Origin of the sequence: Streptomyces flavofungini (assembly GCF_014650815.1) — a bacterium.
Classification (GTDB): Bacteria; Actinomycetota; Actinomycetes; order Streptomycetales; family Streptomycetaceae; genus Streptomyces; species Streptomyces flavofungini.
In genome coordinates, this window is sequence record NZ_BMVR01000010.1 from 279499 (window position 1) to 305074 (window position 25576).

Sequence of the window (25576 nt, forward strand, 5' to 3'; positions counted from 1 at the left end):
GGCCCGGCGACGTCTCGACGAGGTGGATGGCACATGGCGACGGACGACCGGATTCGGTACTACCTCAAGCGGGTCACCGCCGACCTGCACGAGACGCGCGGGCGGCTGCGGGAACTGGAGGACGCCGCCGGGGAGCCGATCGCGGTCGTCGCCATGGGCTGCCGCTTCCCCGGGGACGTCCGCTCGCCGGAGGACCTGTGGGACCTGGTCGTCTCCGGCACGGACGCCGTCGCGCCCTTCCCCGAGGACCGGGGCTGGGACGTCGACCACCTCTACGACCCCGATCCGGACCGGCTCGGCAAGAGCTACGCCCGCGAGGGCGGCTTCCTCGCCGACGTGGCGTCCTTCGACGCGGGCCTGTTCGGCGTCAGCCCGCGCGAGGCGCTGACCCTCGACCCGCAGCAACGGCTCCTCCTGGAGGTCTCCTGGGAGACCTTCGAGCGCGCGGGCCTCCCGCCGTCCGCCCTGCGCGGCAGCCGCACCGGCGTCTTCGTCGGCACCAGCAGCCAGGAGTACGCCCTCCTGCTGCAGAGCGCCCGCGAGACCTTCGAGGGCTACTCGACGGGCTTCCTCGCCAGCGTCCTCTCGGGCCGCCTCGCCTACACCTTCGGCCTCGAAGGCCCCGCGATCACCGTTGACACCGCGTGCTCGGCGTCCCTGACGGCACTGCACCTGGCCGCGCAGTCGCTGCGACAGGGCGAGTGCGCCCTGGCCCTCGCGGGCGGCGCTTCGGTGCTGACGACCCCGGGGATGTTCGTGGAGTTCAGCCGCCAGCGGGGGCTCGCCGTGGACGGGCGGTGCAAGGCGTTCGCGGCGTCGGCGGACGGCACGGGGTGGGGCGAGGGCGTCGGGCTCGTACTCCTTGAGCGGTTGTCGGACGCGCGGCGCAACGGGCATCCGGTGCTCGCCGTGGTGCGGGGGTCGGCGGTGAATCAGGACGGGGCGTCGAACGGTCTGACGGCACCGAACGGCCCGTCGCAGCAGCGCGTCATCCGGCAGGCGCTGGCGTCGGCCCGGCTGTCGGCGGATCTGGTGGACGTGGTGGAGGCGCACGGGACCGGTACGGCCCTCGGCGATCCGATCGAGGCGCAGGCACTGCTCGCCACGTACGGTCAAGAGCGTTCCGCCGACCGGCCGTTGTGGCTCGGCTCCCTCAAGTCCAACATCGGCCACACCCAGGCGGCGGCTGGCGTCGGCGGCGTCATCAAGACGGTGATGGCGCTGCGCCGGGGTGTCCTGCCGCCCACCCTGCACGTGGACGAGCCGACCCCGCACGTCGACTGGTCCTCGGGCGCGGTACGGCTGCTCACCGAAGCGCGCGACTGGCCGGAGCGCGACGGGCCGCGCCGGGCCGGAGTGTCGTCCTTCGGGATCAGCGGCACCAACGCCCATGTGATCCTGGAGCAGTCCGACGACGACACGTTCCCGGCGCCCGCCCCGGCACCGACCGCCCGGCCCGTGCCGCTCGGCCTCGCGGCCGACGACGTGCCCGACCACCCGGCGCGGGACGCGGTGGACGGCCCCGCACAGGTCGCGGACGGCCCCGCGCAGGACGCGCCGGACGCCCCCGCGCAGGCCCCGGCGGACAGCCCCGCACCGGCCCCCGCCCACCGCGCACCCGAACCGACCGCTCCCCTCCCGTGGTTCATCACCGCGCGAACCAGCCGCGGCCTGCGCGAGCAGGCCGCCCGCCTGCGCGACCACGTGCACGCCCGCCCCGACCTAGCCCCGGCCGACATCGCCCACTCCCTCCTGGCCTCGCGCACCCACTTCGACCACCGTGCCGCCGTACTCGCCGACGACCGGGACGCGTACCTCGCGGGCCTCACCGCCCTCGCCGAGGGCAGGAGCGCCCCCGGAGTCGTGGAGGGCGTCGCGCGCGACCCCGGGAAGCCGGTGTTCGTCTTCCCCGGGCAGGGTGCCCAGTGGGAGGGCATGGCGGCGGACCTGTACCGCGACTCGGCGGTCTTCCGCGCACGGCTGCGCGCGTGCGCCGAAGCCGTCGAGCCGCACGTCGACTTCTCGCTCACCGATGTCGTACGCGGCGTCGAGGGCGCGGCCTCGCTGGACCGCGTGGACGTCGTCCAGCCCGCGCTGTGGGCCATGATGGTCTCGCTGGCCGAACTGTGGCGGTCCCACGGCGTGGAACCCGGTGCCGTCGTGGGCCACTCCCAGGGTGAGATCGCCGCCGCGTGCGTCGCGGGCGCCCTGTCCCTGGAGGACGGGGCCCGGATCGTGGCACGGCGGTCCCGGCTCGTCGCCGAACGCCTGGCGGGCAGCGGGGGCATGGCGTTCCTGGCCCTGCCGGCCGACCGGGCCCGCGACCGGCTCGCGGAGTGGGGGCCACGCCTGGGCATCGCCGCGACCAACGCCCCTTCGTCCGTGGTGGTGTCGGGCGACGCCGAAGCGCTCGACGAGCTGCTGTACGCGGCCGAGCAGGAAGGGGTACGGGCGATCCGCGTCGCGGTCGACTACGCCTCGCACTCGGCGCAGGTCGAGACGCTGGAGGCCGAACTCCTCACGACGCTCGCCGACGTCACCCCGCGCACCGCCGAGATCCCGTTCCACTCGACGGTCCTCGGCGCCCAGGTCGACACCTCCGGGCTCGACGCCGCCTACTGGTACCGCAACCTGCGGGAGACGGTCCGCTTCGACCCGACCGTCCGGGACCTCCTCGCGGCCGGACACCGCACGTACGTGGAGATGAGCCCGCACCCGGTGCTCGCGGTGTCCCTGCACGAGATCATCGAAGGCGCGGCGAGCCCGGCGGGTCCGGCGAGCGCTGGGGCGCAGGGCACGGTGCTGACCTCGCTGCGGCGCGACGAGGGGCACCTCGGGCGCTTCCTCGCCTCCGTCGCGGAGGCGCACGTCCAGGGCGTCCCGGTCGACTGGTCGGCCCGCGTCGGGCCGGGGGCGCGCCTGGTGGACCTGCCGACGTACGCGTTCCAGCGCCGCCGCTACTGGCCGGACGCGCTGCCCGCCGCCGCCCAGGACCGCGAGGCCGACGACAGCGCGGCCTCCGTGTTCCGGCAGCGCCTCGCGGAACTGCCGGACGGCGGCAAGGAACGCCTGGTCCTGGAGACGGTGTGCGAGCACGCCGCCGCCGTCCTGAACCTCGGCTCCCCGGGGGACGTCGACGGCACACGGGCCTTCACCGACCTCGGGTTCGTCTCGCTGACGGCCATGGAACTGCGCAACCGGCTCACCACGGCCACCGGCGTCCGCCTCTCCCCGGCGGCGGTCTTCGACCACCCGACGGCCGAGAAGCTGTCCGCGCACCTCCTGGGCCGCCTGACGGGCGCGCACGAGCAGGCCGAGGAGCCGGTGGCGGCGGCGCCTGTCGCCGGGGAGCCGATCGCGATCGTCGCCATGGGCTGCCGCTACCCCGGCGACGTGACCTCGCCCGAGCAGCTGTGGGACCTGGTCGCCGCCGGCCGCGACGCGATCTCCGGCTTCCCCGCCAACCGGGGCTGGGACACGGCGAACCTGTACGACCCGGACCCGGGCAGGCCGGGGCACACCTACGTCCGCCGGGGCGGCTTCCTGCACGACGCCGACCAGTTCGACCCGCTCCTGTTCGGGATCAGCCCGCGCGAGGCCCTGGCCATGGACCCGCAGCAGCGGCTCCTCCTGGAGGTGGCCTGGGAGGTCCTGGAGCGGGCCGGGCTGGCGCCCGACGCGGTCGGCGGCAGCCGCACCGGCGTGTTCGTGGGCGTCAGCGGCCAGGACTACCTGCCCCTGTTGACCGCCGATCCGGACGGCGGCGCGGGCCACTTGATGACCGGTACGTCGACGAGCGTCGCCTCGGGCCGCATCGCCTACACCTTCGGCCTCGAAGGCCCCGCGGTGACCGTCGACACCGCCTGCTCGTCGTCCCTCGTCGCCCTCCACCTCGCCGTGCAGGCGCTGCGGCAGGGCGACTGCACGGCCGCCCTGGTGGGCGGCGCGACGATCCTCTCGACCCCGGGCGCGTTCATCGAGTTCAGCCGCCAGGGTGCCCTCGCGACCGACGGGCGGTGCAAGGCGTTCGCCGCGGAGGCCGACGGCACCGGCTGGGGCGAGGGCGTCGGCGTCCTCCTCGTCGAACCCCTGTCGGTCGCCCGCCGCGCCGGACACCCCGTCCTCGCCCTGGTCCGCTCGACCGCCCTCAACCAGGACGGGGCGAGCAACGGCCTGTCCGCCCCCAACGGACTCGCCCAGCAGCGCGTCATCCGGCAGGCCCTGGCCCAGGCCGGCCTCACCGCCCGGGACGTGGACGCCGTCGAGGCCCACGGCACGGGCACCACCCTCGGCGACCCCATCGAGGCGGAGGCCCTGCTCGCCACCTACGGCCAGGGGCGGCCCGCGCACGCCCCCCTGTGGCTCGGTTCGCTGAAGTCCAACGTCGGCCACACCGCCGCCGCGGCCGGGGTCGGCGGCATCATCAAGACGGTGCTGGCGCTGGACCGCGCGGTACTGCCGCCCACCCTGCACGTGGACGAGCCGACCCCGCACGTGGACTGGTCGGCGGGCGCGGTGGAACTCCTCACCGAGGCCCGCCCGTGGCCGGACACGGGCCGGGCACGCCGGGCCGGGGTCTCGTCGTTCGGGATCAGCGGGACCAACGCGCATGTGGTGCTGGAGCAGGCGCCGGCGGACGGGGGCGCGGCGGCGGAGCGGGCACCCGCCCCCCGCACCGCCCTGCCCAGGACACCCTGGCTCCTTTCGGGCGGCACCGAGGAAGCCCTGCGGGCACAGGCCGAGCGGCTGCGCCGGTACGTCGAGGAGCGCACCGGTCTCGTACCGGCCGACGTCGCGCGCTCCCTGGCGTCGGCCCGGGCGGGCCTGGAGCACCGTGCCGTGGTCCTCGGCCAGGACCGGGAGACGCTGCTCGCGGGGCTGTCGCGGGTGGCGGGGGGCGAGGGCGCGCCGGACGTGGTCCTCGGGTCGGCCCGGGGGCGCGAGCGGGTGGCGTTCCTGTTCTCCGGTCTGCTTCCCGATCCGGCCGGGGGAGAGCACGGCGAACAGGGCGGTCTCGTACGGGAGTTGTCCGAGCATGCGCCGGTGTACGCCTCGGCCCTCGATGAAGCCGGTGCCGCCGTCGCGGCGCGGCTGGGCCGCCCCTGGAGCGAGGTCCTGCCCCCGGACGGCGGAGCGCCGCAGGACCCGGTGCTTGCCCGCGCCGCGCGGTTCGCCGGGGAAGTCGCGCTGTTCCGGCTCCTCGAACACTGGGGCGTCCGCCCCGCGTTCCTCCTCGGCCACGCCGTCGGCGAGGTGACCGCGGCGCACTGCGCGGGGGTGCTGTCGCTGGCCGACGCGGCGGCGCTCGCGGTCGCTCTCGTACGGGAAACGCAGGCCGGGGCACAGGCCGACGCGGGGGACGCCGTCCGGCGTACCGTCAAGGACCTGACGTTCCGCCCGCCGACGACGCCCCTCGTCGCCGCCCGCACCGGCCGCCCGGTCGCGTACGAGGAACTGTCCGCCCCGGACCACTGGGTGCGCCTGGCCCAGGAGGACGCCCCGCCCGCGGCCGCCGTGGAGTGGCTCGACTCCCAAGGAGTTCGCACCTGCCTCCAGTTGGGCCCCGACGCCGCACTGGCCGCGCTCGGCGGCCAGGAGTACGGCACCGACCTGGGCGCCCTGCTCATCGCGCTGGCCCGACTGCACGTCACGGGCGTCCCGGTGGACTGGGGCAGGATGCTCGCCGACTGCGGCGCGCGCCTGGTGGACCTGCCCACGTACGCCTTCCAGCACCAGCGGTACTGGCCCGAGGGCGCCGGGCTGCCCATCGGCGCGGCCGGGCGGCCCGTCGCGCCCGGCGCGGCGCGGGCCGACCAGGGACGCCAGGTCAGGGAACGCCTCGCGGCGGCGGCCGGCGAGGAGCGGGCCGACCTGGTCGCCGCCCTCGTCCGCACGCACGTCGCGGCGGTGCTGCGGCTCGCGGACCCGGACACCGTCGACGACGAACGGCCGCTCCCCGAGCTCGGGTTCGACTCGCTGACGGCCGTGGACCTGCGCAACCGGCTCGGCGCGGACACCGGCCTGCGCCTGCCCCCGGCCCTCGTCTTCCAGCACCCGACGGTCACCGCGCTGACCCGGCACCTGGTCGCGCGGTGGGAGGCGGCACCTCCCGAGGCCGCGGGCACCACGGACACGGGCAGCGCGGCCGCGGGCACCACGGACGGGGGCAGCGCGGACACGGGCACCGCGGACGCGGGCAGCGCGGACACGGGCGGTGGCGCGCTCACGGCACCCGGCAGCACGTACACGGCACCCGGCGGCCCCGGCGGCTCGCGCTTCACCCTGGGTCCGCTGCTCGCCCGCGCCGGCGAACTCGGCCGGACCGAGGAGTTCCAGGAACTGGTGCGCCACGTCGCCGGGTTCCGGCCCACCTTCGCCACCCCCGAGGAGCGGCTGCGGCCGCCGCAGGTCCGGCTCGCGCGCGGGTCCGCCGCGCGCCTCGTCTGCTTCCCGACGTTCGCCGTCGGCGCGGGCGCGTCCCAGTACGCGCGGCTCGCCGCCGCGTCCGGGGGCGAGCACGACGTCTGGGTCCTGCCCGTGCCCGGCTTCGACTGGCAGGAGTCGCTGCCCGCGTCCGTGGCCGCCCTCGCGGGCCTCCTGGCGGACGGCGTCGACCGGTGCGGCGACGGCGGTCCCGTCGTCCTGCTCGGCTACTCGGCGGGCGGCTGGATCGCCCACGCCACCGCGGCCGCCCTCGAAGCACGCGGCGCCGGGCCCGACGCCGTCGTCCTCCTGGACAGCCACTGGCCCGACAGCCCGGCGCTCCCGCACCTGCACGCCCGCATCGAACAGGCCCGGCTCGCGGCGGCCCGCACCTCCGCGGCACCGGACGGACCGTGGACCCACGAGTCCGGGGACGACGCGTACCTCACCGCGATGGCGCACTACGCCGGATTGTTCCGGGCGTGGACGCCGACGGAGATCGGCGCGCCGACCCTGCTCGTACGGGCGTCGGAGGCGGCCTTCGACGAGGCACCCGAGCCCTCAGACGCACCCGGGCCCCCAGAGGCACCTGCGGCACCCGCGACATCGGCGGCGCCAGGGAACTCGGCGGAGCCGACGGACTGGCGAGCGGGCTGGCACCTCCCGCACACCGCCGTCGACACGCCCGGCACCCACTTCTCGATCATCCGCGAGCACAGCGAGCCCGCGTTGCGCGCGGTGGCCGACTGGCTCGGCGGCCGCCACGGGGGCCCCGCCCCGCAGGGCGCCCCGGCCCGCACGGAAACCGAGCAGCCCACCACCCCTGAAGGAGCATGATGACGTCCGACGGCGCCAGCGCCAGCAAGCCCCTCGACCAGCACCTCGACCAAGGGGTCATCGACGGGCAGTCCGGATACTCGAAGCCGTTCCTCGCCCTCTACGACCTCTTGGTGTACCGGGGCACCGCGCCCCTCCTGTGGGGCTGCCCGGCGGCGGTGTCCCGGGAGCTGTACGACAGTTGCGTCGGCGCCCGCCACATGGACATCGGCGTGGGCACCGGCTACCTGCTCCACCACACCCGGTTCCCCGTGCCCGACCCCCGGATCACGCTGGTCGACCTCAACCGCAACTCCCTGGCCCACACGGCGCACCGGCTCCGGCGGTACCGGGTCGAAACGGTCCGCGCGAACATACTGGAGGACCTGCCGGTGGCGGCGCGGTCCCAGGACTCAGTGGGGATGAGCTATCTGCTGCACTGCGTTCCGGGCAGCCTGCGGGAGAAGGGGATCGCGCTGGCGCACGCCGCCGCCGTCGTCCGCCCCGGCGGCGTCGTCTTCGGCGCCACGGTCCTGTCGGCCGGGGTGCCGGTGTCCGGCGGCGCCCGCCGGGCGCTGCGCATCCTGAACAAGCGGGGCGCCTTCCACAACGACGCCGACACCCTCGACGACCTCCGCGCCCAGCTCGACCAGCACTTCGACCGCCACGAGCTGACCGTCCACGGCTGCGTCGGCGTCTTCCGTGCCTGGACGGCCGCCTGAGGAGCCCCGTACACTCCGAAACTAGCAGCGCTAATTAAACCGCTCACGTCTCGGAGTCGCCCCGTGCGCACCGTCCACTTCGCCGCCGCCCGCCGCACGCCGATCGGGCGGCTCCGCGGTGCCCTCTCCGCCGTCCGCCCGGACGACCTCGCCGCCACCGTCGTGCGCGGCCTGCTCGACGGCCTGCCGGGGCTCGACCCGGCCCGGATCGACGAGGTCTACTGGGGCGCCGCGAACCAGGCGGGCGAGGACAACCGCAACGTCGCCCGCATGGCCGTGCTCCTCGCGGGCCTCCCCGAGTCCGTCCCCGGCGCCACGGTGAACCGCCTGTGCGCCTCCGGCCTGGAGGCGGTCACCCTGGCCGCCCGCACCATCGCCGCGGGCGACGCCGACGTCGTGCTCGCGGGCGGCTCCGAGTCCATGAGCCGCGCCCCCTTCGTGCTGCCGCGTCCCGACGAGGCCCTGCCGCACCGCATGGAGGCCGCCGACACCCGCCTCGGCTGGCGCCTGGTCAACCCGGCGATGCGGGAGCTGCACGGGCTCCTCTCGATGGGCGAGACCGCCGAGGAGGTCGCCTCCCGGTACGGCGTCTCCCGCGAACGCCAGGACACCTTCGCCCTGCGCAGCCACCAGCGTGCCGCCGCCGCCCGCAAGAACGGCCACTTCGACGACGAACTCCTGCCCGTCACCACCCCCGACGGCACGGTCGTCGACGCGGACGAGAGCATCCGCGAGGACACGTCGTACGACAAGCTCAGCGGGCTGCGGCCGGTGTTCCGCAAGGGCGGCACCGTCACGGCGGGCAACGCGTCGCCGATGAACGACGGCGCGGCGGGCCTGCTCCTGGTCAGCGAGGAGGCCCTGCGCGACCTGGGCCTGGAGTCCCTCGGCCGGTACGCGACCGGTGCCTCCGCCGGTGTGCACCCCGACGTGATGGGCATCGGGCCCGTGCCCGCCACCCAGAAGGCCCTGGCCCGGCGCGGCTGGAGCGTCGCCGACATCCAGGAGGCCGAGTTCAACGAGGCGTTCGCCGCCCAGGCCCTGGCCTGCGTGGACGCCCTCGGCATCGACCCGGACCTGGTCAACCCCGACGGCGGCGCCATCGCTCTCGGCCACCCCCTCGGCTGCTCCGGCGCCCGCATCCTCACCACGCTCCTGCACCGCATGCGCCGCACCGGCACCACCCGGGGCCTCGCCACGATGTGCGTGGGCGTGGGCCAGGGCACGGCGCTCCTCGTCGAGAGGGACTGACGGACGCCGACGGACGCCGACGGACGCCGAGGGTGAACGGGGCGTACCGGCCGGGTCGGTGACCGCGAGCGGCCCCGGCCCGCCCCGGCGCGAAGTGCTTGGGCATACCATCGGTTCCCAGCATGGACGCCACCTCCGCCATCACCGGCCTCACCGTCTGGGAGTTCGGCGCCCTGGCCCTGGCGGCCGGGGTCGTCGGCTTCTCCAAGACCGCCGTCAGCGGCGCCAACACCATCAGCCTCGCCGTGTTCGCCGCGGTCCTCCCGGCCCGCGCGTCGACGGGCGTGCTCCTGCCGATCCTCATCGCGGGCGACGTCCTCGCCGTCCTCACCTACCGCAGGCACGCCCACTGGCCCACGCTGTGGCGGCTGTTCCCCGCGGTCGGCGCGGGCGTCGCCCTGGGCACGGTGTTCCTGATGTTCGCCGACGACGCCGTGATGCGTACGTCGATCGGGGCGATCCTGCTGCTCATGGCGGCCGTGACGGTGTGGCGGCGGCGCGCCGCCGAGCGGGCGGAGACCGAGGAGCGGGCGTCGGCCGGGGCGGCCCGGCTCGCCGCGCCCTCGTACGGCGTGCTCGGCGGCTTCACCACGATGGTCGCCAACGCGGGCGGTCCTGTCATGTCGATGTATCTGCTCTCCGCGGGCTTCAAGAAGCTGAGTTTCCTCGGCACTTCGGCCTGGTTCTTCCTCATCGTGAACACCTCCAAGGTGCCGTTCAGCGTGGGCCTCGGCCTCATCGACGGGCCCTCGCTGCTGCTCGACGCGGCCCTGGTCCTGTTCGTGATCCCGGGCGCGCTCCTCGGCAAGGTGTGCGTGCACCGCATCAACCAGCGGCTCTTCGAACAACTCGTCATCGGCGCGACGGTCCTCGGCGGGCTCCAGTTGCTGCTGCGCTGAGGTCCTGGCGCACTGGCACGGGGCCCGCGCCGCGCCGCCACCGGGCCGAGTCGCGCCGCCGCCGCCGGGCCCGGGCCGCCCGGGTCGCCCTGGTCGCGCCCCACGTACCCTCGACCCATGCCCCACGTGCTCGTCCTCGGCGGCACCACCGAGGCCCGCCGCCTCGCCGCCGCCCTCGCCGCCCGGCCGGACACCCGGGTGACGACCTCGCTCGCGGGCCGCGTCACCCGGCCCGCGGCGCTCGAAGGCGACGTACGCATCGGCGGCTTCGGCGGCCCCGACGGGCTCGCCCGGTGGCTGCGGGAGCACGCGGTGACCGCGCTCGTCGACGCCACGCACCCCTTTGCCACCGCGATCAGCGCCAACGCGGCGCGGGCTGCCCGGGCCACCGGTGTGCCGGCGCTCGCCCTGCGCCGCCCCGGCTGGCGCCGCGTCCCCGGCGACGACTGGCACGACGTCGCCTCCCTGGCGGACGCCGCCGCCGCACTCCCGGCCCTCGGCCGCCGTGTCTTCCTGACCACCGGCCGTCTGGGTCTCGCCGCGTTCGCCCCGTACGACGCCCTGCACTTCCTCGTACGCTCCGTGGAGCCCCCCGAGCCGCCGCTGCCCCGCGACGTACGGATCCTCCTGGACCGCGGCCCGTACACCGTCGACGGCGAGACGGCGCTGCTGCGCGAACACCGCGTCGACGTGCTCGTCACGAAGGACAGCGGCGGCGCGGCGACGGCCGCCAAGCTCACGGCCGCCCGCGCCCTGGCCCTGCCCGTGGTGGTCGTGCGCCGCCCGGAGCCGCCGTCGGGGGTGCCGGTGGTGGCCGACGTGGCGGCGGTGCTGGCGCGGCTGGGGGAGGCGGGGGCGTAGCGGCGCGGTGGGCCCGCCTCGGGTGGGCGCGGGCGCGCTCGGCGCCGAGGCCGTCGCGGGCGCGCCCCTACGCCGAAGCTGAAGCCGAAGCCGTTGCCGCCGGACGTGCCCCCTGCCCCCGGTCGAGCGCGAGGCCGTGCGCCAGGTCCTCCGCGAGCAGCCGCTTCGCGATCGCGTCGACCGCCGCCATCAGCTTCCCGTCGCCCCCGGCCGTCTCCTCCAGGGTGCGGCCGCCGTCCTTCTCCAACTGCTCGCGCAGCCAGCCCGCCCACGCCGTGCCGATCACCTCGGCCTCCCGCGCGCCCGCCGTCGTGTGCTGGAACAGCGTGTCGGTGCGGCTCAGATAGCCCTCCTCGACCATGCGGTCGAACACGGGCACCAGGACCTCGGGCGGCAGTTGGCGGCGGGCCGCGATGAGGTTGAGGTTGGCGTGGCCGACCATCCGGGTGAACAGGGCGACCTGCATCACCGCCCAGGCCCCGGCCATGTCCAGGCGGGTGTCGGAGCGCTGGATGATGGCGCGCGCGGTCTGCGGGCCCTTGGCGCGCAGGATGTTGCCGACGGCGAGTTCGAGGAGCCGGGCCGGGTCGCCCGTCTGCGGCGACGCGAAGCCCTCGCCCAGGTCGGACGAGCTCATCCGCGCGCTGTCGCGCAGCTCCACCTGCTTGAGGAACAGCGCCACGACGAACCCGGCGAGCGCGACCGGCACGGTCCACAGGAACACCGTCTGCAGCGTGTCCGCGTACGCCTTGACCAGCGGCGCCGCCGCCGCGCCCGGCAGGTCGTGCAGCCCCTGCGGGCTCTGCGAGGCCTTCGCGACGGCGTCCGGCGGCGCGGCTCCCGTGCGGGAGGCCTCGGTGACGCCGTCCCGCAGGTTCGGGGCGAGCGTGTTGGCGTAGATCGTGCCGAACACGGCCGTCCCGAACGAGCTGCCCAGCGTACGGAAGAATGTGACGCCGGACGTCGCGGTGCCCAGGTCCGCGTAGGCGACGGTGTTCTGGACGGCGATCGTGAGCACCTGCATGCACAGGCCGATCCCGGCACCGAGCACGAACATGTACAGCGACTCCAGCCACGTACTGGTCTCGCTGCCCATCAGCGAGAGCAGGAAGAGCCCGAGCGCCATCACCAGCGAGCCCACGATCGGGAAGATCCGGTACGTGCCCGTCTTGCTGACCACGTTGCCGCTGAAGATCGACGCGATGAGCAGGCCGACGACCATCGGTAGCGTCCGGACGCCGGAGATCGTGGCCGAGTCCCCGTCGACGTACTGCAGATAGGTCGGCAGGAACGTCATCGCGCCGAGCATCGCGAAGCCGACGATGAAGCTGAGCACGGAGCAGACCGTGAACACGGGGTTCGCGAACAGCCGCATCGGCAGCATCGGCTCCGCCGCGCGCGTCTCCACCCAGCAGAACCCGGCGAGCGCGAGCAGACCGCCCACGAACAGCCCGATGATGGTGCCCGAGCCCCACGCGTACTCGTTGCCGCCCCAGCTCGTCGCCAGGATCAACGCGCTCGCGCCGACCGCCACCAGCGCGATGCCCAGATAGTCGATGACGGGCTTCGACGCCGACTTCACCACCGGGATCGTGCGGGCGGCGGCCGCGACCACGAGGATCGCGATGGGCACGTTGACGTAGAACGCCCAGCGCCACGTCAGATGGTCCGTGAACAGGCCGCCGAGCAGCGGCCCGATGACTGTGGACACACCGAAGACCGCGCCGATCGCCCCTTGGTACTTGCCGCGCTCCCGCAGCGGGATCACATCGGCGATCAGCGCCATCGCCGTCACCATCAGCCCGCCCGCGCCGATGCCCTGCAGCGCCCGCCAGGCGATGAGAAGCGTCATGTTCGTGGCGAGACCGCACAGGAACGAGCCGGTGATGAAGACGATCGCCGACACCTGGAACACGATCTTGCGCCCGAACAGGTCACCGAACTTGCCGACCAGCACCGTGGCGACCGTCTCCGCGAGGAGATACGACGTCACGACCCACGACATGTGCTCGGCCCCGCCCAGGTCCGACACGATCGTCGGCAGCGCGGTCCCCACGATCGTCTGGTCGAGCGCGGCGAGCAGGACGCCCAGCATGATCGTCACGAAGACGACGTTGCGCCGGCGCTTGTCCAGGACCGGCGGCCCTTGCTCCGCCGCGGCCACGGGCTGATCGGTAACGGTCACAGCCTCACCCTCACACCGGCACCGGGCATGTGCATGCGGGGCCGTCCGGTCCGGTGACGGGGCGCCGGCGTGTGGGCGCGGACCGGGCGGAGCTCGCGGCGGCTCCGGGCGGGTCAGCCGTCCGTGCGCCTGCGCAGCAGATACGTGTCCATGATCCAGCCCTTGCGGTCGCGGGCCTCGGCGCGCAGGCGCTCGATGCGCGGGGCGGCCTGCGCGAGCGGCCCCGACACCAGGATCTCGTCGGGAGTACCGATGTAGGCGCCCCAGTAGATGTCCACGTCGTCGCGGTCGGCGTACCGCTGGAAGGCCTGCCGGGCGTCCAGCATCACCACCACGTCGTCGACCCCGGCCGGGAAGCCCTCGTCGGCGAGGCGGCGGCCCGTGGTGATCTGGACGGGGCGCGCCACGCGGTTCAGGCCGGTGCGGTGTCGGGCGGCGAGGGCGGAGACGCTGCTGATGCCGGGGACGACGTCGTAGTCGAAGGCCACGGCCCCGCGCCCGAGCACCTCCTCCAGGATCCCGATGGTGCTGTCGTACAGCGCGGGATCGCCCCACACCAGGAACGCCCCGGTCGCGTCCGCGCCCAGCTCCTCGACGAGGAGCCGCTCGTAGATGTCGGCGCGACGGCTGCGCCAGTCGTCGACGGCGGGCGAGTAGTCCGCGCCGCCCGCCTTGCGGTCGCGCTCCGGATCGCGGGCCTCGACGACGCGGTACGCCCCGTCCGGCCGGTGCGCGTCGAGCATCCCCCGGCGCAGCGCCACGAGGTCCGCCTTCTCCTCACCCTTGCCGAGGATGAAGAACACGTCGGTGTCCGCGAACGCCTTGACCGCCTGCAGGGTCAGCTGATCGGGGTCGCCCGCGCCGATGCCGATGACATGAATCTTTCGCACGGGGCGAGTGTGCCGCACGGGGGCGCGGGGGCTGTGGCCGGGTGCGGGACCGCTGCCGCGCCCGGCGCGTGGGGGCTGCCGCCGGGTGCCCCCTGACCACTGCCGAGCTCGGCGGGCGAGGGCCGCCGCCGGTGCTTGACCGCCACCCCGCCCCGCGCGCGGGGACCGCCGCCGGTGCGGCACGAACACCGCGCCCTCAGCCCTCGACGCCGCCCGCACCACGGCCGTCCGCACCGCCCCCGTCCTCATCACCGGGGCCCAAGACGGGTGCGAAGGCAGCAGCATCCGAAAGCTGCCCGTCCCGCTCCACCCGAGCCGCCAACTCCCGCGCCCACCCGACCAGTTCCGGCGCATCGATCCCGTACGGCCGCTCCCGCCCCGCAGCCCCCTCGGTCCACGCGGAGACGGCGCCCGCGCCCCGCCGCAGCAGCCGGGCCCCGCCCGTGGTGTTCCCGCGCGCGGAATGAGTGAGCCCGACGGCGATCTGAGCGAGCCCCTTCCACAGGCCGCGTTCCTCCTCCGGCCCGGACTTCCAGGCGTCCTCGAACACCTCGTGCGCGTGGAAGGGCCGCCCGGCGTCGAGCAGCGCCTGCGCCTCGGCGACGGTCTCCCGGGGCGTGCGCACCACTCCCTCCGGCTGCCGCTCCACCCCGTCGGAGCCGTACGGCAGCGGCCGCCCGAGCCCGTCGCGCGGCCGGGCGTTGCGGGCCCGCCCCTCCGCGTCACGGTCACGGCCACGGCCCGCGCCGTCCGGTCCAAGTGCGGTAGTCATACGCCGATTCTCCCGCGCCGCGCAGCCCGCGGCAGGCCGGGGCACACCCCTCGCGCCCACCGAGCCCCACACGCGCCGGACCACCCCGTGGCGTGCGGTAGAGTTCTACCTGCGTGATCACGCGGGACACCGCGAGGAGCGCAACGGGACGTGGCGCAGCTTGGTAGCGCACTTGACTGGGGGTCAAGGGGTCGCAGGTTCAAATCCTGTCGTCCCGACGGAAACGTCGTAGATAGGGGCCATCTTCGGATGGCCCCTACTTCGTGTTTGGGAGCAATTCTGGGAGCGACGTCAACCGGGGGTCGACGGACGGTCACCCGATCCGGTCGCTCCCAGGGAGCATCTCCGCTGCCCGGTCTGGTGGACGAGACAAGGGGTCGAGTTGTTCGCCCCCTTGTCCGAATACTCGTCAAGGGGGCGTGCTCCCACTCGACCCCTTGACGGCTTTCACTGACCCCATGACTGCGGGGGCTCCCTGTCTCGGTGCACACGTCATCCAGAGGTTGAACGCGGTGGTGAGATGCTGCGCAGGTCGGAGGGTGCCTCCTGCTGGGGAGACTGCTCCGGCAGGTCCCCTTGTCGCGAAGCAAGTGGATGCTGGCGTCTGTAGGGCGCGGTTTGGAGATGTGCCGAGTGGGTGGGGCGTCCTGCTGGGCATGTCTGGGGACGTGCGTCGGGGAGGCTGGTGTCTGACTTGCCAGGTCCGAGGAAGGCGGCGACCGTTGATGTTCCTGGGTACCTGAGGTGTCAGCCAGTGCAGTACATACGGCGGTGCTGCCTTCACTGCGGCTGTCTTGAGGCAGGGATTCCCCAGGAGCTGGGGGCCCTGCCCCAGCGCAGGGCTATCTGGGCGCTCCTGCGTTGTTGGGGCGCACCTCCGTAGCCGGCTTCACGGCACACCTCTCTAATAACAAGCCTTCGGCCTTGCCGCCACACGACAAGCATCTGTCCGCTAGGGCAGCTTCAGCACTGCAAGAGTGTCGCCACGATGGCGTCAATCTCCGCCGCAACTCCATCGCGCATAAGGGCCTCTCTGACCTGGCGGCGCTGGATCTCGAACCGGACGGCAGGGAGGGCGACTTCCGCTGCCACGCGCTCGGCCCGCTCAGCCAGGGAGACCAGCTGCTGGTGTGTGGCCTGCGAGGAGTCGTAGACGGGGATGGGGAGTTTGAAGATGTACTTGTCGAAGTCACGCGGGTTGTGCATGCCTCGGCCCTGAAGCGGACGAACCAGGCGGGTGAGGGTGGCAGAATTCAGGATCGAGAGCAGAAATCGCGCCTCATCCAGATCGGCTACTGAGCCCCAGTACAGCTTGTGATCGATGATGGCATGGGGTGTGGGAACGATCGCAGCGGCCAGGTACAGCCCGCTCTTTGTGTAGACGACGCGGCGCCCTTCTGTGTGAAACTGCTGCGTCAGCTTTCTCTGGTAGTTGATCTGGCCGACCAGGGACAGTCTCCCGCTTGACCGGTTCTCGACCCACGCCGTCTCGGCTCGACGCCACCAGTGCGCGAGCCCTGGGTATTGGTCGAGGTCCTCGCTGTCGCCGTCGAGGAGACGCGAGCCATCCCATGGGATCACAGCCTGCAGAGGGGGGAGGGCTCGGAAAGGCAGGATGGATTCACCGAGGAACAGGGGGCGGATGAAAGGTACTTCAACCGATCCGTGGAGGGTGGGCTGATCCTTCCAGGGTCTCTTCTCGAGGCGGCTTCGGCGGCTTGAGACGGCTTGCCTGCTGCCGCCGGAGCCGAGCGGTCCATTGTCCTTTTCATCCACGATGAAGAGGAAACGGGGAACTAGGTTGGCGCCTTGAAAGAATCTCCCGGAATAAAGGGACTCATGTAGCGGTTGCGGCTTCCGCGGACCGTCTCTGACTCTTCGCGCAAGATGGGTTTGCGCCTCCGACCGGGTAGCGGTCTTTTTGGGTAAGGTTCCTGCCCAGCACTCCGGGGCTAGGGTCAGCGGAACAGCGGTTTTGCCTTCGCTCTGCCGTTGGCCAAACACGACCCCTACGGACTGCGGGAAGAAATTCGGTTGGACGTGCTGCAGATCCCACGGGCGACCAAAGGCGGCGTCCACTGTCTCCGCCGCGACTGAGAAGCGACCTCGCCGAAACCCTATGTACTGACTTCGGTCTAGGGTTCCCAGTGGCATGACAAAACCGAACCTACCGTTGCTTCTCAAATACCGTTCCACGCAGCGGACCACGAAGAGCGCTGAGAGGTCCTGGTGGGTCGCCACGTTACGACCCACCCATAGATTCCGCTCGGCACTCATGCTGCGAAATACCTTCTTCTGCGGCTCCGTCATGTAGCGGTAGGCGAGCCACGGAGGGTTTCCTATGAGGATATCGACACGATTGTCTGGGCGCGCCAGCCATAGCGGACGTGCTCGGTTGCGAATGTAGTAGCCCCAGATGTGGTCGCGGTCCTCGTCGTGCAAGCGACACATGACGGCGAACGTCTGCTGTAAGCCGGGCCGGTCTTCTTTCGGGATGCCGAACCTTCGGAACGTGCCAGCAAGGGAGGGCACGGCTGAGCCTCGCTCACGGCTCGTGGCTTTGTCGGCGAATTCTGTGACGAGTCGATCGAACTTTCCTGAATCTGAAACCAAGCTTTCGGGAAACTGTAGCGTATCCGAGAGATTGCTGCCATGTATCGCAGGATCTTGCACAAGGCTTTCGTGGTCCAGAGTGGTTGGAATTTGGAGATCGTTTCCCCATAGAGTGGATTCCCTATCCCATTGCAGGGCGTCGGCTAGATATACCGGGACGGCGAACGCTGGCCGTCCCGGTGCGCGAAGGCGTTCCATGCCCAGAGCCAGCAGGTACGTCACGCGGGCTAAGGTGACGGCAACGGGGTGGATATCGAACCCGATGACATGCTCGGTCACGCCTCTGATGATGTCCAGTTCGTTGTGTCCTGCCGCTTGCGCGGCTGATATGTAGGCGCGTACGGAGTGGAAGAGGAAGGTGCCGCTTCCACAGCTCGCGTCTAGGACCCTGTCATGCAGCGGGGTGCGGACGCAGGACGCCACGATTTCCTCGGCCAACCAGTCTGGGGTGTAGTACTCGCCGAGCCGGTGCCGGACATGCTTGGGGATGATGGATTCATAGAGCCCTTTTAATACGTCGTGTTCTACCTCGCCCCAAGCGAAGCGGCTGAGTCGGCGGGCAAGGTCCATGAGGAATTTTTCGCCAGCCGGAACATGAACGATCCAATCGAAGAAGTCGGACTCGACCACACCCCCGACTTGAGACTGTGTGAAAAACTTTCCCGACATGATGGCCTTGGCATCCACCTCTGGGGTCTCCAGCGGGAAGCCGACCACGGCGTGCCCAATCACCTCGGCCATAGCGACGAGCAGGGAGTGGTCGACGAAGAGGGCATCGTCGTCGCTGAACCTCGTGCCCGAGGCAGTGGTGAGCAGGTTGGCCCACATGTCGCGTTTCAGGCGGACCACTGAGAGATCGCGGCACTGAGCATAGATCGCTGTAAGTTCCGCGGATGCGAGAGAGTAGGCGGGGCTGGAGGCGCCGAGTTTGCTGTCGATCGCGTGTGGAGTGGGCGGCAGGTTGCGTCTGGTGGCGAGGACCGCTTCCAGCCATGCGATCAGGTCCCCGCCACCTCGGGCAGACCTCCCGGATTGAAAGGTCGCCGCTTCCACGTGCTGAAGCCGACCGTCAGACCGGTGATACAGGTGCCAGGTGACTCCGTCGGTGAGTAGTCCGATGTGCCGTCGGCCACTCCGACTTGCGTGGAAGACGAGCGCTTCTTCCAAATCGTGCTCCGCGGCGGAGCGCGTCCCGTCGGTACCGAGTCCCTCTCTAACCTGGATGACGGTGGAACTGCGTGCGACATGGAGGGTGCCCCCCTCGAGATGCCGGTGGTCACCACCGAGGCTGATGTCCCGTTCTCCAAGGTCGAGTCCCGCCACGATAAGGAGTCGCCTAATGTCTTCAGGCACCGTGAGATCGGGTCCGCGAGTGTCCGGCTGTGCCAGGCGATCGAGTAGGAAGCGGGCTTCGGCTCGATCTGCTTCGGACGCGAAGAGATCAGGCCATTTCGCCAAGACGGCGCTGATGGGGGCCGCGAACAAGGTTGAGCCAGCGGCGAGTTGCGGTGCCTCACGACGTGGTTCGTTCCAGCGGATCACACCAACCGCACGCATGGGTGAACCGACCAGGACGGGCGCGCCACTGAGCCCGTGCATGGACAGATGGTCAGCTTCCAGGCACGCGATCTGGATCACCTGAGCACCCTCCTCGTGGCGCCGGGTGGACCATGTGACCCTGCCTGAGGCGGTGAAGAGGGAGACACCTGGGGTGTCGTGCGGAGCTCCAGGGGCACGGAACGGTACATCGACGGCCACCTCTGTGGTGACCGGGACGGGCTGCAGCCCCGTCGGGAGTCTGCGTTTGAGTCGGAGCAGCGCGACGTCGTTGAGGGCGTCACCATCGTGCACGGTGGCTTCGCTCCAGCCCTCTTCCCATGTACACCGCAGCCGACGTACGGCGATTCTGTCGGTTTTACGGTCACCGACGCAGTGAAAGGCTGTGAGGGCGAAGCGGTCCGTCACTGCGAACACGGTCCCCAGGGGAGAACCCGACACGGCGTCCGAAAGCCGACCGATAGCCAGGCGCACGGAGGTCACCGTGCTCGCAGGGTCAGGCGGGCAGAGAACGTCGCTCCGCTCGTGGCCTTGGCGATGATGACCCCAACGTCGGCCTGGACGGAGATGTCGAAACCGACTTCGATCGACTCGACGCCCCACCCCGCCTTGGAGGGGCGTAGGACCTGCTCAAGGCGGGACCGGAACTGTTCGGCTACCTGAGCCACACTGTCGGCAATCTCCCCGGCACGCCGCTCGAACTGCTCAGGCACAGCGAAGCGGGGTGCGAGGTCCCCTGACACCGAACGCGGCTGCACCTCCAACAGAATCTCTGCCGTACCGTTTCCGTCGCCGGTGAGGTTACGCTTGGCCATTCGTTCCCCCCAGTCAGGCGTGATACCTCATATCCCTGTGCTGGCCTCAAGACCCCTAAACGGTGGGTACGACATCGGCTGAAATCGCCCTCTCGCTCGACGATCTGATCTCCGTGCATCTGCACGTGTTGTCCCGTCCCACGCTTGTGCGTGTTCAACACAGGCTGTCTTTCCTGCGGACGCGTACTGACCCTGCCCTCCACCTGTGCGCCACCCAGCCCCTTCACGGGATATCTGATCTTCACCACTGCGTCACAGTGACCCCGGCCATGCCAGCCAGCTTCTAGTTTCTGACCACGAGCGGGCAGCCGTTGTCTACGCTGCGGGGCATGGAGAGGTACTTATTGGTCGGGTTGATCGCGGCCGACATTTTCTATGTCGTTCCAACGCTTACGGGGGAGTTGTTGTCGCTGCTGCTGTGGAAGCGCATCGACCGCTTCGAGCGACGTCTGCATGCCATCTCGGACGATCGCTATTTCGCGGTGTTCACCACTCCCGTACTGGCCTTCGTAGGGGGCCTGGGTGGAGGGATCAGCACAAGCATGATCGGTGAGGGCGCGGGGGCGAGCGTCCTCGGGTTCGTACTGAGCGCACTTATCGTGTTCGGCGTCGCGCGCCACCAGTACGGCGAGGCGACGGGGAGGCGCCCTCGCCCGGTGCCCCGTGCCCGATGGCGGCAGCGCGCGGCGGAATTGTCGCGCCTGCTCTCCGACGGGGTGGCGCCTGCAGGCCGTGAACGGCACAGGCTCCGGAGGCGGGTAGCAGCACTGGGTGAGATCGGCTCACGGATCACAGCAGGCGTGCGAGGTCGGACGTGGCGCGACGCCTTTCGCTCTGAATCGCGCACGAGCCGGGCGCTTATCGTCACTTCCTTCATCCTCCCGGTCGGCGTTTCCTTATGGGCCTCGGTTCGCTTCGGCGTCACCGGCAATACTTTCGTGGGGCACGTAATCATGCTGACCCTGGCAATTGCTGCGGCTACGACACCCTTGCTGCGGTGGGTTCGTACGCGAAACTCGCTCTTGGCGCTGGGCCACGAGCTGTCGGTGCAATCTCATGATTTATTGCGGATACTTTCGCAGGCAGCGCTGCCGCGGCCGAGGCCGCCCAGGCTACGGCCTGCTGGGGCCTCGCGGCATTCGGTCAGGCGGCACGCTCGTTCGGCATGAGGGGGGGTAGCCAACCCTCCCGAGGAACCCCGGCCTTGCATCCTTAGGCCTTGACGGCAGCGACTTCCCGAGCCCGCCCCACCAATTCCTTTACCGGCCGTGCGTTGGCATGAGCGCGAATCTCCCGGCGCATCGTTCCGAAGTGTTCGTCGCCGCGCGCGGAGGAGACGAGTTCGTACTCGTCGAGGAATCGATTCCAGGAGGCGCACGCCGTGTCCAGATGCCCGTGGGCGAGCTGCCGCTGGGCCAGCAAGGCGTAGGAGTGCACGCGGCCCTGCCGCTCCTGTACCGGCTGGACCTTGATGGAGTCCTGCAGTGCTTTGATGCTGCCGGGCAAGTCCCGCTCTTCGTACAGGACGTGCGAGAGGTGGAAGAGCCAGGCGGTGCGGTCGTATCCGCCCACCGCGTCACGCCGGTTGTCGGCCTTCGACAGTGCGGCTTCGGCCTCGCTCAGGCGTGCGTGGGCCTGCCTGCGGTCCTTGACCATGGATGCGGCGTGGGCCTGCTGACCGCGCAGGAAAGCCACCAGGCGGGGGCCGGCCTGCGGTGCGGCTTCGGCGGCGCTGTCGGCGAACTCCAGCCCCTTCCGGCCGTGGCGAAGGCTCGTCATCTGCAACGACATGCCCCGCAGCGTGCGGCAGTACGTCACATGATCCCCGGCCTCGTCCGCGAGAGAGAGGGCTTTGAGATACCAGCGCTGGGCGGCGGCGTGGTCCTTCTCGTACATCGCCATCCAGCCGGTCAGATACGTCAGGTCCGAGGCTGCGGCCTTCATGTCGGCCGCGACGGGACCCGACGCCTGCGCCTTCATCCACGGCCCGACTGTATTCACCAGGAATGCGGCCGCCATCGGCCGTGCGTGGCCTGCACCGTCCTCGTCCAGGATGTCGGCGATCCTGACGGTGGTGCGCCGTACCGAGGCGACCTGTGAGCCGCCGATGCGCGTGGTGGCCTTGCCCGGTGAGACCAGATCACTGGCGTGCGCCGCCGCCGTGCCGAAGACGGGCACGGCCAGCGCCGCGGTGAATACACCCGCAGCGAGAACGCCGCGTCGAGAGGGATCCATGTCCGCCCTTCCCAGGTCGATCAACTCCTCCACAGTGTCGAGGCGTTGCGAGCCGTCGGCGGACGCGGGGAGCGTCAGGCCCGCTTCCTCGTGCGTGATGGGCCTACCGAGTTTCTCGGACAGGACGGCCACCACAATCGCCCTGACCTGTTGCTTTGGCTGGTGCCCGCGTAGCCACATCGAAACCGACTGACCGCTGTAGGTCAGCGGCATCCCGGCGAGGGCGCCGATGCGGTTCACCGCGCGGGCGAGCTCCTCGCGCTGGCATTGCCCCTGGTCAAGAAGGTTGGCCAGCCTGGTGTTCGGCGTACGCGTGGTGCCTGCCATGAGTGATTCTCCCGCCAGCTCCGACAGCTTTTACGGCGTTTACGTCCGCGCTCTTCCTTCACGGTACCCGCGCAGCGTGACCGGTAGTTGGCTGTACGTCAGGAACCAGACGGAACCATCTCGTCCACCCCAGGGAGCCCACGGTGACCCTCATGACCACCCCTCACCACCAGACCAGCGACCCCGTGGACCTGGCTCTCGTCGACAACGCCGTCCACCGCGCCGAAGGACTCGCCGTCGCTGACCCCAGCAGCCGCCTCGCAGACGCCGTGGCCGCCGAACTGGCCACCCACCTGGCGGCGCTGATTACGCCCGCCGAGTACCACCTGGGCCGCATGCCGGGGCGCAGCCCTGCCGAGCAACGCGCTCGCGATGTACTCGCCGACAGCATCGGCCACGCCAGATCCGTTCATCACGACCAGCAGACCGGCGCTTTTACCAACCCCGCCGCCCGGCTCTACCTCCTCGCTGGAGCGTGCCGTCTGCTCAAGAACGCGATGGTGCCGACGTGGTGAACCACCGGGATACCCGCCGTTCTCGGTGCCCTGTGCGCTCCAAGGTGGCCGAGACGGTCATCACCACAGCGCTGGCATCGACGGTCGTGATCGCCTTCAGCCTGCTCCTCATCCACACCCTGGCGGGCGCCTGACGCCTTCTCCAACTCCCGTGCCGGGCCTGCCCAGCCGCCCTCGCTCCTCTGCGAGGCGGCCCGGTACGGGGTCCTGCGGGCAGATCCGCCCGCCCCGAAGCACCACCGACGAAAGGAGCCCACCGTGAAGCAACGCCTGGACCAGTCCACCAGCCTGCAGGCCACCACCCTCGGCGGCATCGAACTGGGTCCGCTGTTCACCGACGGCGCCCAGTTCGAGATCCCTGATCTGGCAACCCGCTTCGCCTACAAGAAGGAAGCAGGTTCCTCGGACACCAACCACGAGTACGACAGCCTCAAGGTCTGACCCGCCCCAGCGCCCGTGATTGCAAGGCCCGGTCAGGCCCAGACCTCGCGCGGCCGGGCCCTGCAGCGCGCCTCTTGGAGGACCCGTGCTCAAACTGCGCATCCAACCCGCCCTGATTAGCCGTAATGCCGACGGCTGGGCCTGGAGCAACACCCGCCTTCAGTGCGGCCCGTCGTGGGTCGCCCCGCTCGACCATCCGTCCCTGGACGCGATCGCCCTTACCGACCGCGACACCGGACAGGCGCTTGTCCATGTCCGCGAGCGTGACGCCCACCGCGCAGGGGATGCCCGACGTGCCGTAGTGGAGCTGAGTACCACCACCTTCCGCCAGCTCCGCGCAGAGCTCTTGGCCTGGCCCCTGAACTTCATCGCCATCGATCTTGTGCCCGACGGCACCGTCAGCGTCCAGGCCGGTGAACGCGGCACCGCCCCGCTGTATCTGACCGCCGCCGATGGTGTGCTGCACGGGTCGTGGACCACCGCCGACCTTGTCAAGCGCATGCCTCGCGTGGACTTCCACGTCGCCGAGACGGCGCGACTGCTCAGCCTGTGGTTCCGCTACAGCCATCACACCTGTTTCACCGGCCTGTACCGGCTGACCGAGCGCACAACCGCCCTCTACGACGGCCATGGACCGATCCGCTTCGAACGGCCGGCGCCAGCGCTGCACTCCAAGGCTCGCACTCTCGCCGACGACGCCGATGTACTGACCGCATACGCCAGCATGCTCGATGCGGTGCTCGACCGGCACCTCTACGACCCGGACACCACCAGCGCGCACCTCTCAGGCGGCTTCGACTCGGCCGTCACCGGCACTCACCTGTCACTGCGCCACCCCGGAAGGATCACCGCCTCGGCGATGCTGCTCCCAGGACCCATGGGCAAGCAACAGCGCACACGCCGCGCCGAGATGCTCCGCACCGGGCGCTTTCGCACAGACATCACCACGCCCGCCCTGCCACCCCTGCACCCAGACGGACGACGCGCCCTGAGCGGATATGTCTACCCCTACGAGGAGCCTTACCACGAGTCCACCGCCGCCCTCATCTACCAACTGGCCGGGGCCGGCATCCGTACCGTGGTCACCGGGATCGGAGGAGACGAGATGGTCGCCCTCACTCCGCAGGAAGCACCACACCAACCCGTCGGCCCGGGGCACGCGATGACCGAATGGCTGGGCCCTGCCGCCCGCGAGGCTCTCATGGACGTGGACGGGGACACCTGCCCGCCCGCCGTCGTCAACGAAATGACCCTGCTCGCCATGGCATCCGCCGCACCGCTGCTGCTGGAGGCCGGCATCTGGCCCCTGCACCCCTTCGCCGATCCGGACATGATCCGCTTCGGCGAATGGCTGCCCCGCTCCTGGCGCTCCCGCAAGAGCCTGCACCGTCGCCGTCTGACCGCCCTGAGCCTGTCCGAACTGGTCGTCGAGCCACCCCTGCCGGAAAACTTCACCGACGTCATGAACACCGCGGTCCGCACCACCCTGCCCGCACAGGTACGACGCCTACTCGATCAGGGATCTCCCCTCATCGACGCCAAGCTCGTAGACGCCGACACCCTCACCCAAGCCCTGACGCGCATCGAATCCGGCGACATCCGCACCACAGACGATCGCCTCGCCGACGTCGTCGCCGCCGACCTCGCCCACCGCGCCGCCCACCACTGAGAGCCTCAAAGACATGTACGTGATGCGCCCCGCTACCGCCCACGACCGCGCCGCCTACGCCGACCTGATCCGCGCCCGCGCCGCCTGGATGCTGCGCACGGGCAAGGCTGGCGGTGCGGACCTCCTCGAAGACGGCCGGACTGAACAGATCGCCGCGCAGGCCGGGAACGGCCACACCCCTGTCTGGGCTTTGAGCTCTCCCGAGGGAGAGCTCATCGGCTTCACCAGCCTCTACGACCAGACCCCCGAATGGGGATGGACCGATACCGAGCGCGCCGAGCCCGCACTCTTCCTGGCCACTACCTTTACCCATCCCGACCACCGGGCCGCCAAGCCCGGCACCCTGATGGCCTGGTGGGCTCTGGCTCACGCAGCCCGGGCCGGGAAGCTCTGGGTGCGGCGCGGCTGCGGACACCCGGGACTCGTGCGCTACTACCGCGACCACCAGGGCTTCGACCTCATCCACGAAACCGAGCGAGGAGGCCACCCCGCCTACCTCCTGGCCCGCAAGGCCGAGGAGCTCAACCACCTGCCCGTCACCACCGACTCCGCCGGCACCTGCACCTGACTCCTCGGGAGCGGCAC

At 71.1% G+C, this 25576-nt stretch carries 15 protein-coding genes, 1 tRNA gene and 1 pseudogene; 11 read left to right on the forward strand and 6 right to left on the reverse strand.

Translation table 11 applies throughout. The annotated features are described in order from the left end of the window. Nucleotides 1–33 precede the first annotated feature (33 nt). From IE274_RS26300 to IE274_RS26320, 5 genes and pseudogenes are all read left to right on the forward strand, one after another. Nucleotides 34–7161 (forward strand): annotated as a pseudogene (locus IE274_RS26300) (type I polyketide synthase); the annotation flags it as partial. Between the two features lie 95 nt (nt 7162–7256). Then, nucleotides 7257–7961 (forward strand): class I SAM-dependent methyltransferase, encoded by a 705-nt coding sequence (locus IE274_RS26305; protein ID WP_229909816.1) that lies wholly within the window; start codon nt 7257–7259, stop codon nt 7959–7961. A gap of 63 nt (nt 7962–8024) precedes the next feature. After that, complete coding sequence (locus IE274_RS26310) at nt 8025–9212, forward strand: thiolase family protein (RefSeq protein WP_190118361.1); 1188 nt, start codon at nt 8025–8027, stop codon at nt 9210–9212. Between the two features lie 122 nt (nt 9213–9334). Continuing rightward, nucleotides 9335–10111: a sulfite exporter TauE/SafE family protein gene (locus IE274_RS26315; protein ID WP_190118362.1), complete on the forward strand. Its 777-nt coding sequence runs from the start codon at nt 9335–9337 to the stop codon at nt 10109–10111. 117 nt (nt 10112–10228) lie between these two features. Further along, complete coding sequence (locus IE274_RS26320; protein WP_190118363.1) at nt 10229–10972, forward strand: cobalt-precorrin-6A reductase; 744 nt, start codon at nt 10229–10231, stop codon at nt 10970–10972. Between the two features lie 67 nt (nt 10973–11039). On the opposite strand, the gene IE274_RS26325 is transcribed toward IE274_RS26320, so the two are convergent. The 3 genes from IE274_RS26325 to IE274_RS26335 all read right to left on the reverse strand — a co-directional run bounded on the left by IE274_RS26325 (nt 11040) and on the right by IE274_RS26335 (nt 14819). Next, complete coding sequence (locus tag IE274_RS26325) at nt 11040–13157, reverse strand: MDR family MFS transporter (RefSeq protein WP_190118364.1); 2118 nt, start codon at nt 13155–13157, stop codon at nt 11040–11042. A gap of 113 nt (nt 13158–13270) precedes the next feature. Further along, nucleotides 13271–14047, reverse strand: coding sequence for a precorrin-6A synthase (deacetylating) (gene cobF, locus IE274_RS26330; protein ID WP_190118365.1), 777 nt, complete (start codon nt 14045–14047; stop codon nt 13271–13273). A 196-nt stretch (nt 14048–14243) separates the two neighbouring features. After that, nucleotides 14244–14819, reverse strand: coding sequence for a DUF309 domain-containing protein (locus tag IE274_RS26335; protein WP_190118366.1), 576 nt, complete (start codon nt 14817–14819; stop codon nt 14244–14246). A gap of 144 nt (nt 14820–14963) precedes the next feature. Between IE274_RS26335 and IE274_RS26340 the strand changes: the two genes are divergently transcribed. After that, a tRNA-Pro gene (locus IE274_RS26340) sits at nt 14964–15037 on the forward strand. Nucleotides 15038–15782: 745 nt separating this feature from the next. Here IE274_RS26340 and IE274_RS26345 read toward each other — a convergent pair. After that, nucleotides 15783–19472 carry an N-6 DNA methylase gene (locus IE274_RS26345; protein ID WP_308437276.1) on the reverse strand — a complete coding sequence of 1230 codons (3690 nt, stop codon included), beginning with the start codon at nt 19470–19472 and terminating at the stop codon, nt 15783–15785. Next, nucleotides 19469–19804 (reverse strand): CU044_2847 family protein, encoded by a 336-nt coding sequence (locus IE274_RS26350; protein ID WP_190118368.1) that lies wholly within the window; start codon nt 19802–19804, stop codon nt 19469–19471. Before IE274_RS26350 ends, IE274_RS26345 begins: the two co-directional genes overlap by 4 nt. A gap of 329 nt (nt 19805–20133) precedes the next feature. On the opposite strand from IE274_RS26350, the gene IE274_RS26355 reads away from it, so the two are divergent. Next, nucleotides 20134–20973 (forward strand): hypothetical protein, encoded by an 840-nt coding sequence (locus IE274_RS26355; RefSeq protein ID WP_190118369.1) that lies wholly within the window; start codon nt 20134–20136, stop codon nt 20971–20973. A gap of 43 nt (nt 20974–21016) precedes the next feature. Here the strand turns inward: IE274_RS26355 and IE274_RS26360 are convergent, their stop codons facing one another. Beyond that, a complete protein-coding gene (locus IE274_RS26360) occupies nt 21017–22366 on the reverse strand; it encodes an NsdA family TPR-like regulatory protein (RefSeq protein ID WP_190118370.1) in 1350 nt (449 codons plus the stop codon). A 152-nt stretch (nt 22367–22518) separates the two neighbouring features. Between IE274_RS26360 and IE274_RS26365 the strand changes: the two genes are divergently transcribed. The 4 genes from IE274_RS26365 to IE274_RS26380 all read left to right on the forward strand — a co-directional run bounded on the left by IE274_RS26365 (nt 22519) and on the right by IE274_RS26380 (nt 25559). Next, nucleotides 22519–22881 (forward strand): VanZ family protein, encoded by a 363-nt coding sequence (locus IE274_RS26365; RefSeq protein ID WP_190118371.1) that lies wholly within the window; start codon nt 22519–22521, stop codon nt 22879–22881. Nucleotides 22882–23139: 258 nt separating this feature from the next. Further along, a complete protein-coding gene (locus IE274_RS26370) occupies nt 23140–23322 on the forward strand; it encodes a hypothetical protein (protein ID WP_190118372.1) in 183 nt (60 codons plus the stop codon). 85 nt (nt 23323–23407) lie between these two features. Further along, the gene (locus IE274_RS26375; RefSeq protein WP_190118373.1) at nt 23408–24991 is read left to right on the forward strand and encodes an asparagine synthetase B family protein; all 1584 of its coding nucleotides are present in this window, start codon (nt 23408–23410) and stop codon (nt 24989–24991) included. A 13-nt stretch (nt 24992–25004) separates the two neighbouring features. After that, nucleotides 25005–25559: a GNAT family N-acetyltransferase gene (locus tag IE274_RS26380; protein ID WP_190118374.1), complete on the forward strand. Its 555-nt coding sequence runs from the start codon at nt 25005–25007 to the stop codon at nt 25557–25559. Nucleotides 25560–25576 lie beyond the last annotated feature (17 nt).

Excerpts from the sequence above, each read along its gene's own strand:
- IE274_RS26355 (WP_190118369.1), top strand. The coding sequence starts at position 20,134 with ATGGAGAGGTACTTATTGGTCGGGTTGATCGCGGCCGACATTTTCTAT.
- IE274_RS26360 (WP_190118370.1), bottom strand. The coding sequence starts at position 22,366 with ATGGCAGGCACCACGCGTACGCCGAACACCAGGCTGGCCAACCTTCTT.
- IE274_RS26320 (WP_190118363.1), top strand. The coding sequence starts at position 10,229 with ATGCCCCACGTGCTCGTCCTCGGCGGCACCACCGAGGCCCGCCGCCTC.
- IE274_RS26365 (WP_190118371.1), top strand. The coding sequence starts at position 22,519 with ATGACCACCCCTCACCACCAGACCAGCGACCCCGTGGACCTGGCTCTC.
- IE274_RS26305 (WP_229909816.1), top strand. The coding sequence starts at position 7,257 with ATGATGACGTCCGACGGCGCCAGCGCCAGCAAGCCCCTCGACCAGCAC.
- IE274_RS26335 (WP_190118366.1), bottom strand. The coding sequence starts at position 14,819 with ATGACTACCGCACTTGGACCGGACGGCGCGGGCCGTGGCCGTGACCGT.
- IE274_RS26350 (WP_190118368.1), bottom strand. The coding sequence starts at position 19,804 with ATGGCCAAGCGTAACCTCACCGGCGACGGAAACGGTACGGCAGAGATT.
- IE274_RS26315 (WP_190118362.1), top strand. The coding sequence starts at position 9,335 with ATGGACGCCACCTCCGCCATCACCGGCCTCACCGTCTGGGAGTTCGGC.
- IE274_RS26380 (WP_190118374.1), top strand. The coding sequence starts at position 25,005 with ATGTACGTGATGCGCCCCGCTACCGCCCACGACCGCGCCGCCTACGCC.